The 13,887-nt window shown below is 68.7% G+C and carries 13 protein-coding genes; 7 read left to right on the forward strand and 6 right to left on the reverse strand.

Features of this window, described 5'->3' with window-relative positions:
* Positions 1 to 18: 18 nt before the first annotated feature.
* Positions 19 to 576, forward strand: coding sequence for a ribosome recycling factor (frr, locus tag BLV57_RS36370; protein WP_091297430.1), 558 nt, complete (start codon positions 19 to 21; stop codon positions 574 to 576).
* Positions 576 to 1,457: a phosphatidate cytidylyltransferase gene (locus tag BLV57_RS36375; RefSeq protein ID WP_091297433.1), complete on the forward strand. Its 882-nt coding sequence runs from the start codon at positions 576 to 578 to the stop codon at positions 1,455 to 1,457. Before frr ends, BLV57_RS36375 begins: the two co-directional genes overlap by 1 nt.
* A gap of 5 nt (positions 1,458 to 1,462) precedes the next feature.
* Here BLV57_RS36375 and BLV57_RS36380 read toward each other — a convergent pair whose 3' ends face one another.
* Positions 1,463 to 2,308: a VOC family protein gene (locus tag BLV57_RS36380; RefSeq protein WP_091297435.1), complete on the reverse strand. Its 846-nt coding sequence runs from the start codon at positions 2,306 to 2,308 to the stop codon at positions 1,463 to 1,465.
* A gap of 123 nt (positions 2,309 to 2,431) precedes the next feature.
* On the opposite strand from BLV57_RS36380, the gene BLV57_RS36385 reads away from it, so the two are divergent.
* Positions 2,432 to 3,250: a class I SAM-dependent methyltransferase gene (locus tag BLV57_RS36385; RefSeq protein WP_091297437.1), complete on the forward strand. Its 819-nt coding sequence runs from the start codon at positions 2,432 to 2,434 to the stop codon at positions 3,248 to 3,250.
* On the opposite strand, the gene BLV57_RS36390 is transcribed toward BLV57_RS36385, so the two are convergent.
* A complete protein-coding gene (locus tag BLV57_RS36390) occupies positions 3,205 to 3,804 on the reverse strand; it encodes a PadR family transcriptional regulator (RefSeq protein WP_091297440.1) in 600 nt (199 codons plus the stop codon). The two genes, BLV57_RS36385 and BLV57_RS36390, sit on opposite strands and share 46 nt — an antisense overlap.
* Before the next feature lie 125 nt (positions 3,805 to 3,929).
* Between BLV57_RS36390 and BLV57_RS36395 the strand changes: the two genes are divergently transcribed.
* Positions 3,930 to 4,958 carry a helix-turn-helix domain-containing protein gene (locus BLV57_RS36395; protein WP_091297441.1) on the forward strand — a complete coding sequence of 343 codons (1,029 nt, stop codon included), beginning with the start codon at positions 3,930 to 3,932 and terminating at the stop codon, positions 4,956 to 4,958.
* Here the strand turns inward: BLV57_RS36395 and BLV57_RS36400 are convergent.
* From BLV57_RS36400 to BLV57_RS36415, 4 genes are all read right to left on the reverse strand, one after another.
* Positions 4,921 to 8,784, reverse strand: coding sequence for a S8 family serine peptidase (locus BLV57_RS36400; RefSeq protein ID WP_091297444.1), 3,864 nt, complete (start codon positions 8,782 to 8,784; stop codon positions 4,921 to 4,923). The genes BLV57_RS36395 and BLV57_RS36400 overlap by 38 nt on opposite strands.
* Positions 8,785 to 9,022: 238 nt before the next feature.
* Positions 9,023 to 9,658 carry a lamin tail domain-containing protein gene (locus BLV57_RS36405; protein WP_091297446.1) on the reverse strand — a complete coding sequence of 212 codons (636 nt, stop codon included), beginning with the start codon at positions 9,656 to 9,658 and terminating at the stop codon, positions 9,023 to 9,025.
* Positions 9,659 to 9,779: 121 nt separating this feature from the next.
* Positions 9,780 to 10,058, reverse strand: coding sequence for a helix-turn-helix transcriptional regulator (locus tag BLV57_RS36410; protein ID WP_245757657.1), 279 nt, complete (start codon positions 10,056 to 10,058; stop codon positions 9,780 to 9,782).
* A 95-nt stretch (positions 10,059 to 10,153) separates the two neighbouring features.
* Positions 10,154 to 10,651: a lamin tail domain-containing protein gene (locus BLV57_RS36415; RefSeq protein ID WP_091297450.1), complete on the reverse strand. Its 498-nt coding sequence runs from the start codon at positions 10,649 to 10,651 to the stop codon at positions 10,154 to 10,156.
* 309 nt (positions 10,652 to 10,960) lie between these two features.
* Between BLV57_RS36415 and BLV57_RS36420 the strand changes: the two genes are divergently transcribed.
* The 3 genes from BLV57_RS36420 to rlmN all read left to right on the forward strand — a co-directional run bounded on the left by BLV57_RS36420 (position 10,961) and on the right by rlmN (position 13,765).
* Positions 10,961 to 11,551: a response regulator transcription factor gene (locus tag BLV57_RS36420; protein ID WP_176968962.1), complete on the forward strand. Its 591-nt coding sequence runs from the start codon at positions 10,961 to 10,963 to the stop codon at positions 11,549 to 11,551.
* 397 nt (positions 11,552 to 11,948) lie between these two features.
* On the forward strand, positions 11,949 to 12,578 hold the full coding sequence (locus BLV57_RS36425) for a response regulator transcription factor (protein WP_091297455.1): 630 nt from the start codon (positions 11,949 to 11,951) through the stop codon (positions 12,576 to 12,578).
* A 77-nt stretch (positions 12,579 to 12,655) separates the two neighbouring features.
* Positions 12,656 to 13,765: a dual-specificity RNA methyltransferase RlmN gene (gene rlmN, locus BLV57_RS36430; protein WP_091297458.1), complete on the forward strand. Its 1,110-nt coding sequence runs from the start codon at positions 12,656 to 12,658 to the stop codon at positions 13,763 to 13,765.
* Positions 13,766 to 13,887: the final 122 nt, after the last annotated feature.

The raw sequence follows: 13,887 nt of genomic DNA on the forward strand, positions 1-13,887 counted from the left end.
ACAACAACGGGAGTTACCGTGATCGACGAGACCCTCCTCGACGCCGAGGAGAAGATGGAAAAAGCGGTGAACGTCGCGAAGGAGGACCTGGCGTCGGTGCGCACCGGCCGGGCGAACCCGTCGATGTTCTCGCGGATCGTCGTCGAGTACTACGGCGCGCCGACCCCGCTGAACCAGCTGGCGAGCGTGAACGTCCCCGAGGCGCGAATGGTGCTCATCAAGCCGTACGACGCCACGCAGCTCAACGCGATCGAGAAGGCGCTGCGTGAGTCGGACCTCGGCGTGAACCCGAGCAACGACGGCAACGTCATCCGCATCGTCATCCCGCAGCTCACCGAAGAGCGCCGCAAGGAGATGGTGAAGCTCGCCAAGGGCAAGGGTGAGGACGCCCGCGTCTCCATCCGCAGCGTGCGCCGCAAGGCGAAGGAAACGCTGGACAAGATCCAGAAGGACGGCGAGGCGGGCGAGGACGAGGTCGTGCGCGCCGAGAAGGAACTGCAGAACCTCACCGACACCTACAGCCACAAGGTCGACGAGCTGGTCAAGCACAAGGAAGCCGAGTTGCTCGAGGTCTGATGGCACAGGTGAGCGAGGATCGCGAGGAAACGGTCGTGGCGCCCGAACCGGCGCAGGACGCCAAGAAGCCGTCGCGGGCGGGGCGTAACCTGCCCGCGGCCATCGGCGTCGGTTTGCTGTTGGGTGCCGCGATCATCGCGTCGCTGTTCACCGTGAAGTACCTGTTCATCGCGATCATCGCCGCCGCGATCGCGGTCGGCACGGTCGAGCTGGCAGGCGCGCTCAAGCGCGCGGCCGGCATCCAGGTCGCGATGGTCCCGGTGCTCGCCGGTGGCCAGGCGATGATCTGGCTGGCCTGGCCGTTCGGGCTGCGCGGCGCGCTGATCGCGTTCGTGCTGACCGTGCTGGCCTGCCTCGTCTGGCGGCTGCCGGGCGGCGCCGAAGGCTATCTGCGCGACGTCACGGCGACGATCTTCGCGGCGGGCTACCTGCCGCTGTTCGGCGCGTTCGCCGCGATGCTCGTGCCACCGGCCGACGGCCCCGGCCGGGTGCTGGTGTTCATGATCGGTGTCGTCGCTTCGGACACCGGCGGGTACGCCGCCGGTGTCCTGCGCGGCAAGCATCCGATGGCGCCGAGCATCAGCCCGAAGAAGACCTGGGAAGGCTTCGCGGGCTCGGTGATCGCGGGCATCGTCGCGGGTGCGCTCACCCTGACGCTGCTCGTCGACGGCCACGTCTGGCAGGGCGTGCTCTACGGCATCGCGATCGTGCTCGTCGCGACGCTCGGCGACCTCGTCGAGTCGCTGATCAAGCGCGACCTCGGCATCAAGGACATGGGCAACCTGCTGCCGGGCCATGGCGGCATCATGGACCGGCTCGACTCGCTCCTGCCGTCCGCGGTCGTGTCCTGGCTGCTGCTGAGCGCCTTCGTCCCTGTCTGAGGGCCCTAGTCGTCGTATGGGTCGTCGACCTCGGCGCGGCCCACGTTGTCGGCGATGTACTCGTGGTCGATGACCGCGAAGACGGCGCCGTCGGGATCGGCCAGTATCGCCACCCGCCCGAACGGGGTGTCGTACGGCTCGATCACGACGGACCCGCCGTGCAGCAGCGCCTGCCCGGCGACGGCGTCGGTGCCCTTCGCGGGATCGACCTTGATGTAGACCAGCCAGTGCGGCGGCGTGGACGGCAGATATTCGCGGCCCATCACGTACCGGTACAGCACCGGTTCGTGCTCGATGCACCATTCGGCGTAGTCGACGGTCTCCGCGTCGCCGATCTGATGGCTCTGGTAGTTGAAGAGCCTGCAGTAGAAGTGATCGGCCGCCTCACCGTCGTGCACGTTGAGGTCGGCGCCGCTGAACGTGTTGGCGACACCGGTGCCGAACTCCCAGCTCACGTCCGGTTCCCAGAACACCACGGGCGCGCCGCTCGCGTCGATGGCGTGCAGGATGCTGCCGCGCTGCGGGATGGCGATCGGCCCGAGCGTGACCTTGCCGCCTAGTTCGGTCACCCATTCGGCCGCGCTCGCCGTGTGCTGCACGGACAAATGCACTGTCCAGCCAGGCGCCTGGTTTCTCGCGCCGGTGTAGAGGCCGCCGACCGCCACGCCGTTGAGCGAAGCGATCGAGTAGCGCCTCGTGGGGGTCGCCGGGTCGCGGTTCGTCGCGTACTGCCAGCCGAAAAGGTTGCCGTAGAAGTGCTGGGCCCGTGCTTCGTCGGTGGTGGAGAGCTCGATCCAGCAGGGGATGCCGGACGGCAGGACGCGTGGCACGGACGGAGAACTGAGCGACATGCTGATCTCCCTCGCAGATCCCAAAGCACAATTCTACGGGCTGACCTCGCGTTCTCCGGACCGAAATATGATGATCGCAACCCAAGCGGAACTACCTGGCCGCCTGGTTACGTTGGAGCTTCCGTGCGCTGGTTCACCCGTCCCGCCCCGTCCTCGCGCGTGCCGCGCAAGGCGGAGGTCTTGCCGAGCCCGAATATCTGGTACTACCCCCAGGCGTACGAGATCGAGAACCGCGCGCAGGACGTGGACGGGGAGATCTGGCAGGTACTGGCGGAATCCGCCTGCTGGCAGGGCAAGGACGTGCTCGACGTCGGCTGCGGCGACGGCTTCCATCTGCCGCGGTTCGCCGAACAGGCCAAGTCGGTGCTGGGGGTCGAGCCACACGAGCCGCTCGTCGAGCGCGCCTTGCTGCGGGTGAAGGATCTGGCTTCGGTGAACGTGCTCCGCGGGTGCGCCCAGGCGCTGCCGGTGGCCGACGCGAGCGTCGACGTCGTGCACGCGCGGACGGCGTACTTCTTCGGCCCCGGCTGCGATCCGGGGCTGCGTGAGGCGGAGCGGGTGCTGCGGCCGGGTGGCGTGTTCGCCATCGTCGACCTGGACGTCAGCCGTGCCCCCTACGGCGACTGGATGCGGGCGGATCTGCCCGACTACGACCCGGTGGCCGTCGAGCGGTTCTTCGCGGCCGCCGGTTTCGGCTGCCGCCGGGTGGAAACCCGCTGGCGCTTCGACGACGCCGAGGCCATGAAGGCCGTGCTCAAGATCGAGTTCAGCGCGGCCGTCGCCGAACGCGCGATCGCGGAAGTGTTACGGGCCAACGATTCCCGTGGCCCGGTGACGCTGCCGGTGAGCTACCGCGTGCATGTGCGGCGCAAGCCCACCGGCCTCGTCATCCCGCTTCACTCGGCTTCGGATTCGTCGTCCGCCGCGCCGAGGATCCCGTAGAGCGCGCGCCGCGCCTCGTTCATCACCTCGATGGCCTTCGCCTTCTGAGCCGGTGAACCGGCCTGCGCGACCTGGACGGCCGCGGCCATCAGGGTCATGCCCGCCTTGCGCAGGTTGACCTCGATCGGGTCGACCTCGTGGGCGATGTGCTCCCACGGCGGCACCGCGTCCTGCTGCTCGGCGGCCGAGCGGCCCTCTTCGGTGAGCTCGAACAGGCGCTTGCCGCTGTCTTCGCGGCTGGTCACGAGTCCTTCGTCGGCCATCAGCTGCAGCGTCGGGTAGATGGAGCCGGGGCTCGGCTTCCAGAATCCGCCACTGCGCTCGCTGATCTCGCCGATGATCTCGTAGCCGTGCCTCGGCTGCTCGGCCAGCAGGGCGAGGATCGCCGCGCGGACGTCACCGCGCCTGCCTCGCCTGCCGGGTCCGCCACGGCCGCGGCCGTGACCACGGGGCCCAGGGCCCCAGCCCGCGGGGAATTCCCCGAAGCCACCGCGTCCGAACGGGCCGAAGGCCTCGCGCACGTGCGGCGGCGGGAAGTGTCGTCGTCCTCTCATGATCTTTTCTCCTCTAGATGTCTAACGAACTGTTCCGACACGTTCACGATATATCGGTAACAGTCGTTCGGCAACCTCTGTGACGCGGGACACTGGAAGTCCGCCGACCCTTGCGAGGTGCGCACATGCTCGACGTCATCGGATTGAGCCCACTCGACCTGCGGGTTTACGGTGCGCTGGTCGACAGCCGATCGATGACGACGGCCGAGCTCGCCGCCGAACTCGGCCTGAGCAGGCAACGGCTCAGCCAGGTGCTACGCGGGCTCACCTCGAAACACCTGGTTATCCGCGCCCCGGGCAAGCCGGTGCGGTTCACGGCCGTCGCTCCCGATGTCGGGCTCGGCGCGCTGGTGCTTCTCAAAGAGCAAGAGCTGGAGAGTGCTCGTCTGGTGGCGAACCGGTTCCAGGACCGCCATCGGCACGCTGTCGGCAGACAGGCTTCCGACCTGATCGAGGTGGTGCGCGGCAGCGAGGCCATCGCGCGCCGGGCCGACCAGATCATGCGCTCCGCCAGGCATGAGGTGCGTTTCGTCGACAAACCCCCGTACGCCAAGGCGCCCGCCACGCTGCATCCGGCGGAACGGGATCTGCTCGGCGCGGGCGTCCGGTTCCGCGGCGTCTACGACCGCGGCGCGCTGGAGTTGCACGATCTCTACGCCGACCTCGAGGCTGGCTTGCTGCTCGGCGAGGAGGCGCGGGTGACCGCGGAGGCCCCGTTGAAGATGATCGTCGCCGATCATCACCTGGCGCTGGTGCCGTTGCATTCCAACGCGCCGACGGTCGAGATCGCGCTCGTGGTCCACCCGTCCACGCTGCTCGACGCGCTCGGCGCGCTGTTCCAGAACCTCTGGCGGCACAGCCTGCCGCTGTGCCTGCCCGGCAGTGCGCACTCCGCGCACAACGCACTGTCCACAGAGGACAGCAGGCTGCTCGCGCTGCTCACCACCGGGCTGCCGGACCGCAGCATCGCCAAGCAGCTGGGGCTGAGCTACCGGACCTTTCAGCGCAGGCTGCGCGAGCTGATGGACTTCCTCGGCGCGCAGACCCGCTTCCAGGCTGGCCTGCAGGCCGCGGCCAGGGGCTGGGTCACCGTGCCGGTGCCCCAGCCCCCGCCCCCTACTGCAGGGCGTACGCCCGCTGGACCGTCTGCGTGACGGTGTTGCCCGCGCTGTCGCGTGCTTCCGTCCGCAGCCAGACGAAGCCGCCCGCCGCCGCTGACCGCGACGGAGTGACGGTGACACTCCAGCGTCCGTCACCGAGCGGTTTGGCGACCGCCGGAGCCCAGCTGGCACCCTCATCCGCCGAAGCCGACACCTTCAGCTGCGTCACCGGGCCGCCGCCACGCGCGCCCGTGTGCGACGCCGCTGTCGTCTCGAAGGTGAACGGCTTGCCCGCCGGCGCCCGGTTGTTCAGGTCGAGCGGGAGCCGGTGCTCGAGCTGGATCAGCGGCTGGAAGGCGCACACCGTCCCGGAGCGGTAGCAGTTGTATCCGGGCGGCGGCGGTGAGGACGGCCTGGCCGAGGTGAACATCCACGTGGTGTCCGTGCGCGGCGCACGCTGGAAGAGCACCGTGCTCGGCGCGCCGACCTGCGCCGACGACGGCATGATCTCGGTCATCTCCAGCCGGTACGCCGCGCTACCCGGGGAGAGCCGGAACACGGGCAGCAACGCGTAGGGATCATCGGCGTTGGCTGGCGGAATCTCGGTGACGCCTTGGAAAAGCCGCACCGAGGTGGTGGCGAAGTACTTGCCGGACTCGTACGGGCTGGTGAAATGCCCGCCCGCGCCGTCGGCCCACTGTGCCGCCGGGAGGAACAGGTCCGGATCCGGCCCGCCCCGGCACAGCCCGCACAGCATCTTCCAGCCGTTCGCCGTGGCCGGATACCGCGCGGGGTGATCGGACGCGAGCTCGACCGCGGTGCTGTGCATGTCGGCGCGGAACCAGTGCTCGTCAGGCCGGGTCCGCTCGCCCGCCCGGTAGAGGTTCTGCGCGTACATCGACAACGCGGCGCGCCTGCCCTTGCTGTCGGTGCCGGACAGCGTCACCACGCGTTTCCACGCCGTCCGGTCGTCGCCGGGGCCGGTGAGTTCGGTGTACTCGATCGGCATCGGCAGCTTCGTGCCCTGCACGAGCTGGCTCGCCCACAGGCCGGTCGGGAACGCGTAGGTGAGCTTCTGCGCGGTCAGTCCCGGCAGATCGGCGTGGTAGCTCGTCTTGGTGGCGACCAGCGTCGCCGGGTCGACCGTGCGGACATGGTCGCGCGGAACCCCGTTGGGATCCAGGTAACTGAGGTTGTACATGGTGTCCGGCGCCGCGCGCACGAGCACGCGCAGGTTGACGTTTCCCTTGGCGCGCAACAGTTCACCGTGATCCCAGCCGAGCGAAAGCGTCGGCAGCGTGGCACTGGTCAGGCTCGGGATCGGCAACGCGCCCGCGATACCGGCATAGGGGAGTACCGCGGCCGCGCCGGCGGCTTTGGCCGCCTTGACGGCGTTCAGCGCACCCGCCGAGACCGTGTCGGCGTCCTGGGCGGGCACCCGGACGAGCACCGCCTTGCCCTTGACGTCCAGCCCGGCGAGTTCCGCGGCGGTTCCGCCGCCACCGAAGACGACCGGCACCGAGCGGTCACCCGCCCAGCTCGCCGCCAGCGAAGCCGGGTCGTACAGCGGCGCCAGCGGCGTGCCGCCCACGGAGACCTCGGCCGTCGGCTGGGCGAGCATCGCGCTGTCCTGCAAGGAAATCGCTCCTGTCCTGGCCGGGGCGGACGCGGTCGCCCGCACCTCCCAGTCGGTGGCGCCCGCGGTGAGTCCCGCTTCGGCGATGAACCCGGGTTTGTCCCCGCTCGCCGGGATCACGCGGCGCAGCATGACCGTGCGGTCGCGCTGATCCGTGCGGGTGGGCGTGACGATGCGGACCGGGACGGTCTTGGTGGCGTCGAGCGTGATCTCGGTCGCGCCGGTGACGGCCACCTCGGACGCGCTCAGCGCGGAGAAACGGCGCTGCGCAAGGGTTTGCTCCAAGGTCCAGCCGAGCGCCGAGTAGCTTCCGGCGGGCAGGGAAGCCCGCCCGACGCCGTCGACGAGTTCGAGTTGCTGGCTCAGCTGATCGAGGAACGGGTCGTTGCGGTTGCTCGACCCGGCGGTGTCGTCGACCAGCTGCGCGACGGCCAGGTCGGGCGGCTTGCCGGACGAGTCGAGCACCCGCACGGTCACCGGGAACAACGCGGGCGCGTTGTAGGTGCTCAGCGGGGTGCGCACCACCGCGCCGTCGCTGCTGCTGGCGACCACGGTGCCGCCGTACACGCCCGGTGTGCCCGCGTCGGGTGACACGGTCATCGTGACGTCCGAAGTGGACTTGGGCGGGACCGAGACCGTGCTCTCCGTGAGCTTGATCCCGTCAGCCGGTGGCGGGGTTCCGTCCCAGGACTGGACTTTCACGCTCAGGTTCAGTTTGACCGGCTGGTCGGAATGGTTGGTGTAGGACAGAGTGCGCGGCACCGCCGGGGTGCCGCCCGGCTGGCGTTCGTTCCGCCCGAAGCTGGCCGTCGCCGGACCGGTAGCGCCTTGGGTGACCGCGCGCGAGAGGTCGACGAGGCCCGCGCCCTCCTCGAACCAGCGCAGCCCGATGTCCTTCGCGGAGGTCACGAGCGCGTTCTTGAGCAGGGGACCGGACCAGTCGGGATGCTGCTGCAGCAGGATCGCGGCCGCGCCCGCGACGTGGGGCGTCGCCATCGAAGTGCCCGAAGCGCTGGTGTAGAAGTCGTCGACGGGCGCGCCCATCGAGGTGCCCGAAGCGCGGGCGGCGACGATGTCCACACCGGGCGCGGAAATCTCCGGCTTGACGAGCGCGTCGCGCAAGCGCGGGCCGCGGCTGCTGAACCAGGCGAGCTTGTTCGCGTCGTCGACCGCGCCCACGGTGAGCGCCGAGGCCGCCGCGCCGGGGGTGGTGACCGTCCGGTCGCCCGGCCCGGAGTTGCCGGAGGCCACCACGAACAGGGTTCCGGTCTGCTCGGTCAGCGTGTCGAGCTGCTGCGAAAGCGGATCCGCGCCGTCGCTCACGCCGGCGCCCAGGCTCAGGTTGACCACCTTCGCGCCTTTGCCGACGGCCCAGTCGATCCCCGCCATCACCTGGCTGGTGTCACCTTCGCCCGAACCGTCGAACACCTTGGCCACCAGCAGTTTCGCGCCGGGCGCGACCCCCTTGTACTTCCCGCCGGACGCGGCGCCGGTGCCCGCCGTGATGGACGCGACGTGGGTGCCGTGGCCGTGCCGGTCCACGGTGTCGCCCTCGTAACTGAAGTCGGCGGAGTCGACGACTTTTCCTTTGAGGTCAGGGTGTTCGGGGTCGATCCCGGTGTCGACCACGGCGACCGTCGTGCCGGTGCCGTCCAGGCCGCGGCTCCACGCGGCGGGCGCGCCGATCTGGGCCGTGCTCTTGTCCAGCGCCACCCGCACCTTGCGGTCGAGCGTGAGCCGCGAGAGGTCCTTGGTGCCCGCGACCGAGTGCCAGAACTCGGGCGCGCCACCCTTCTTGACCCGCAGGCCCACCCCGCCCGCCGTGGGCAGCGTGACGTGCCGTTCGGTCTGCGGGAGCAGATCCGCCTTGCCACTCAAGGCTTTCGCGGACTGCTTGGTCCCGTCGCGATAGGACGCGATCACCGGGATGGTGGCGGAAGCCGTGTCGTCGCGCCCGTCCGCGGTGAGCGCGGTCAGGTTGAACAGGTCGCGGTCGAGCACGCCACTGTTGACCAAGGGCAGCGCGTCCGAGGGGTAGACGAAGAAACCACCGGGTGTGGTGAGCGTCTGGAAGGAGGGCGATGGCCGGTCGGGCCGCTCCGCCGCCTCCACCTGGGCGCTGCGGTGCCCGTCGGGGTCTTGCTCGTACGTCACGACATCACCGGTCACCAAGGTGATCCGGTGGGACTGCGGGGATTCCGCCTTGGCGGGCGCCGCGGCGTGCGCGCCGGGCGGGCCGAGCATGGGCGCCAATAAAAGCGCCGCGGCCAGTGTCGTGATTCGGTGGCGAGCGCGTAGAGGGCGGGAGAACATTCGGCTTCACACTCCTCGGGCATCGAACACGAAAATCGGTGCCACGAGGATGAAGTACGTCCCCGCCGAAGAACATGTGATCGGCGGGCGGATTCTCGCCGGTGGCGACATAGCGCCACGAGAAAGCCCCGGCCCGCCGAAGCGGACCGGGGCCGGTCGGGGAGGAGGGTCAGTTCAGCGCACCGGGGGTGCGCACGTGCAGTGCGAAGTCGACCCTGTTGCTGTCGGTGTCCGTGCTGAGGATGTCGCGGGCGTTGGCGGCTTCCAGCTGCTCGGTCACGACGGTCTCGGGCACCGCGGGCTGGCCTTCACGGGCGGCGGGGACGGTGAGCGAGAAGGCGACGCCGTCGAGCTTCGCGCCGGTCCCGTTGAAGATCGCGACACCGCCGTTGCTCGGGATGCCCTCGGCGCCGACGAGGAACATCGGCAGCACGTTGGACTCGTCGGCGATGGTGCCGGAGAAGTCCTGGCCGGTCAGCACCAGGAACTGGCCCACGTTGCCCCTGGGCTGGAGCACGGTGCCCGCGGGCACGGAGATGACGCCGACCTGGCTGTTGGCCGAGTAGATGCGGATCTGGTGGCCGCTGAGGTTGATCGGCCGGTTGGCGACGTTGCGGATCTCGATGAACTCGTCCAGCTGGCCGTTCGGGCCGCGGGTGGAGACCTCGTTGATGACCACGGTGGACGAAACCAGCGGGGTCGCCTCGGTCGAGGTGCTGTTGTCCTGGGCGTTCGCTACACCGGCGGTGGCCACTCCGATGGCCAGCATGGCGAATGCCGCGGAGCCACTCAGAAATCGGCGCATGGGTATTCCTTTCGGATTTCGGGGTGAGTACCGGCAAAGCGGGTCGAATTCCGATCCCCGCCCTGCCGGTGTGATTCCATGGTGGCGCGGGGACTCGGCGCCGGAAAAGGGGCCAATAATATCACCGTTTTTGCGCCCGGCGATGGTCGCGGGTGCGTGACGCGGCGGATTCGAGGTCACACGGCGGCATTTCGAGCGCGTGACCGAGCCAATGGCGCCAGTAGGGGCCGGGGATGCGTTTGCCGCGTTCCCACCGGGAGACGACTTCCCTGGTGATGCTGCTGTTGCCGGAAACGGACTGGAGTTTCTCGGCTAGATCGTGCTGGGAAAGACCTCTCAGGCGTCTGCGCTCGGTGAGCAGACCGCTCATGGGGGTGGAGTTCTCCGCGTTTCGCGGCACGACGATGACCTTTCTCGTGAGATTTGTTCCTGTTCCGGGCAGGCCGAATGGCCCCACGCGGGTGTCCGCGTGGAGCTACTGGCATTCGTGTCCCGCTAGTGCTCCAGCTCGCAGCCGAAGTCGACGCGGTTGTCGTCGGTGTCGGTGCTGGCCGCGTCGCGGGTGAGCGGCAGCCCGTCACAGGGCTGCGCGGCATCGCGCTCCCGGCACGGCGACGACGGCGCCCATGCCACCCTGTCGACCAGCGCCCGCTTGCGGTCCAGCAGCAGCTGGCCGTCGCCGTCGATGGACTCGACGACGGTGTCCTGGCCGGTCGAGCCGGCGAAGTACTGGCCGACGACGAGGTAGTGCCCGCCGGGCGGGATCGAGCTGCCCGCGGGCACTACGGCCAGGTCGGTGGGCATCGGGCCGCCGGTGCAGGCCTTGATCACCCACCCGTCGAGCCGGACCGTGCCGCCGGAGGTGTTGTGCAGGTCGATGTAGCCCGCCGGTCCGGCGAGCACCTCGTGGATCTTCACCGGCTGCGCTGGGGTCGCCAGCGGCAGACCGGTCAGCGCGAGCAGGAACGCCGCGCCTTGCCCGAAAAGGTTCATACGTTCATGACAGACCCGAAACACGTTCTTGGTAAGGAACCGGAGGTCCCGAGTGTGCTGGGTACAACGGACCTTCGGTACCACCGGTTACCGCCGGTACCCGATTTCGGCGGAATCGAGTACCGCGGGGCACTTCCGTGGGCCGGGTGGCCGGTTCGTGTCATCCTGTTGGCCGAAATTCACGTACCTGTTTTCGCGACCACCTGCATTCGAATCGATCATCGTTGCCGGGCCGGTCGCCGACCTGGTTCACTCGTGCCCCTGAATCGATCGGTCGGGAGTCGAATGGATAACGTCACATTACTTGTCGTGGACGATCAGCCGCTCGTGCGTTATGCGTTACGCACATTGCTCGAATCACGTTCCGGCATTCAGTCGATAATCGAGGCGGGCTCGGAGCAGGAAGCGCTGCGCACCTGTGCGAAAAGCCTGCCGGACGTGGTGATAACGGAGCTTTTCTTCGCGACCGGCCCGGTGGGCGCCCGGATATGCCAGTTCGTCAAGGGAAAGTCGGACGACGTCAAGGTGATGGTGTACACCTCCGCTTCGGCGCCCTCGGCCGTCGCGGTCGCCATGAACGCCGGCGCCGACAGTTTCGTCCACAAGTCGGTCGGGTGTGCGGAGTTGATGGACGCGGTCGAGCGAACGAAATCCGGGCAGCGGACCTGGATCCTGCGCGCCGCCTCCCGCCCGTTCCGGGTCAGGCCGGACTCGACGGCCGCGTTGACGCCGCGGGAAGAGGAGATACTCGAGCTGGTGCTCCACCGATGGTCGAACGCGGAGATCGCCCAAGAGCTGAAGCTCGCCAAACAGACCGTGAAGAACTACGTCAGCCGGGTGCTCCAGAAGCTCGGTTTCGCCAGCCGCCGTGATCTGCTCCGTACGCTGGGATCCCGGTGAAGTCGTGGGTTCGTCGGATCACCTTGTCCACTGTGGACAACCGTGACTGTTGCGCCGCACGGCCGTATCGGCCGGGCTATCGGCCCAACCTGGCTCCAGTCACCCGCCAGGACGCCCGGGAGCGGGGAGAATGGTCCACCCGGGCTTCGTGCCCGACCGAGCGTGAGCACCCCGGGAACGTCTTTCCCGCGTCCGTGTCCCGCGTTCACTTGCTCGGCGTAGCCGGTGGTCCCGATGGCCAGCCGAGAGTCAGCGCCGCCGCTCCCCGGTGGCGTCGATCGGTCATTGTCGATCTCCGGGCGACTCGCCAAGATGGTCGACTCTGACGGTTCCCCGGCGATGGCGCTCGGTGGATGCGGGGTCGCAAGTCCCCGGGCGCGACATTTGCGGAGGCACGGTGGAAAGCATCAGCATGCTCGTGGTCGATGACGAGCCGGTGATCAGATACGCGCTGCGCAGCCTGTTCGGCGCGGCGGACGGCGTGGAGGAGGTGAACGAAGCCGGAACGGGCGAGGAAGCGATCCTCGAGTGTGAGAAGAACAGCCCCGACCTGGTGATCACGGAGCTACGGCTGTCGGGCTCGTCGGACGGCGTGGAGATCTGCCAGTTCGCCAAGGAGCACCTCGACGGCGCGTCGGTGATGGTGTTCGCGGCCGACGCCTCGCCCGCGTCCGTCGCCGCGGCGCTCAACGCGGGAGCCGACAGCTTCGTGCACAAGACCGCCAGCAACGCCGAGCTGCTCGACGCCGTCCGCCGCACGCGCAGCGGCGAGCGCGCCTGGATACTCGGCGAGCAGAAGCGGCCGCCCGGCGAGCCCGCCCCGGCGGCCGCGATGACGCTCACCCAGCGCGAGGAATCCGTGCTCGCGTTCGTGCTGCGCCGCTGGTCCAACGCCGAGATCGCCGCCGAGATGTGCCTGGCCAGGCAGACGGTGAAGAACTACGTGAGCCGCGTGCTCCAGAAGCTCGGCTACGCCAGCCGCGCCGAACTCTTCTGCTCACTCGACGTCAAAGCTGGCGACGCATAGTGACGTACTGGTCACGTCAGGCGACCACTCGGGCGTGATGTAACCCTCAACGGCCGACATGGGACACTTGACCTGCTATGACTGCCCTCCCTCTCGTTTTCGACGCGCCCAAGCGCGGCCTCCCGCCGCGCCACCTTGCCGACCTCACCGCCGCCGAACGAGCCGAGGCCGTCGTCGCACTCGGCGAAAAGCCGTTCCGCGCGAAGCAGCTCTCGAACCACTACTTCTCCCGGCTCACGGTCGACCCGGAGGAGATGACCGACATCCCGGCGGCGTCTCGCCAGCGGCTGGTGGACGAGCTCATGCCGCCCCTGCTCACCGAGATCCGCGCACTCGCCTGCGACGACGGCGCCACCCGCAAGACCCTCTGGCGCGCGCACGACCGCACGCTGCTCGAGAGCGTCCTCATGCGCTACCCCGACCGCGCGACCCTGTGCATCTCCAGCCAGGCCGGCTGCGGCATGGCCTGCCCCTTCTGCGCCACCGGCCAGGGCGGCCTCGACCGCAACCTCTCCACGGCCGAGATCGTCGACCAGGTCCGCTCGGCCGCCGCGGTCATGCGCGACGGCACGATGGCAGGCGGCCCCGGCCGCCTGTCGAACATCGTCTTCATGGGCATGGGCGAGCCGCTCGCGAACTACAAGCGTGTGGTGGCGGCGGTCCGCCGGATCACGGATCCGGCGCCCGAGGGTTTGGGGATTTCGCAGCGTTCGGTGACGGTGTCGACGGTGGGCCTGGCGCCGGCGATCCGGAAGCTGGCCGACGAGAAGATGCAGGTGCGGCTGGCGGTGTCTTTGCACACGCCGGACGATGAGCTGCGGGACACGTTGGTGCCGGTGAACAACCGGTGGTCGGTGGACGAGGTTTTGTCGGCTGCCCGGTATTACGCGGACGTTTCGGGCCGGCGGGTTTCGATCGAGTACGCGTTGATTCGCGATATCAACGATCAGCCTTGGCGTGCGGAGCTTTTGGCGAAGGTGCTGCGGAAGCATTTGGGTCATTTGGTGCATGTGAACGTGATCCCGTTGAACCCGACTCCGGGTTCGAAGTGGGACGCGTCGCCGAAGCCTGTTGAGCGCGAGTTCGTGCGTTTGGTGAATGCCGGTGGCGTGGCTTGCACAGTGCGCGACACGCGTGGTCAGGAGATCGCGGCTGCTTGTGGGCAGCTCGCGGCCGAAGAGAACTGATCGATGACAAGTCGATGTCGTCCTGTTGCCAGCGGTGCCGGAGGACTCGTGAGTGCCGCGGGTGGGTTCTAGCGGTCCGGTACTTGGTTACCTGTCGCCTTAGTGTCGGTGCGAGTGGAAGG

The organism is Amycolatopsis xylanica, from assembly GCF_900107045.1.
Lineage (GTDB): Bacteria > Actinomycetota > Actinomycetes > Mycobacteriales > Pseudonocardiaceae > Amycolatopsis > Amycolatopsis xylanica.

Coding starts and splice junctions, on each gene's coding strand:
- BLV57_RS36375 (WP_091297433.1), top strand. CDS start 576: ATGGCACAGGTGAGCGAGGATCGCGAGGAAACGGTCGTGGCGCCCGAA.
- BLV57_RS36380 (WP_091297435.1), bottom strand. CDS start 2,308: ATGTCGCTCAGTTCTCCGTCCGTGCCACGCGTCCTGCCGTCCGGCATC.
- BLV57_RS36390 (WP_091297440.1), bottom strand. CDS start 3,804: ATGAGAGGACGACGACACTTCCCGCCGCCGCACGTGCGCGAGGCCTTC.
- BLV57_RS36395 (WP_091297441.1), top strand. CDS start 3,930: ATGCTCGACGTCATCGGATTGAGCCCACTCGACCTGCGGGTTTACGGT.
- BLV57_RS36400 (WP_091297444.1), bottom strand. CDS start 8,784: ATGCTCGGCCCGCCCGGCGCGCACGCCGCGGCGCCCGCCAAGGCGGAA.
- BLV57_RS36405 (WP_091297446.1), bottom strand. CDS start 9,658: ATGCGCCGATTTCTGAGTGGCTCCGCGGCATTCGCCATGCTGGCCATC.
- BLV57_RS36415 (WP_091297450.1), bottom strand. CDS start 10,651: ATGAACCTTTTCGGGCAAGGCGCGGCGTTCCTGCTCGCGCTGACCGGT.
- rlmN (WP_091297458.1), top strand. CDS start 12,656: ATGACTGCCCTCCCTCTCGTTTTCGACGCGCCCAAGCGCGGCCTCCCG.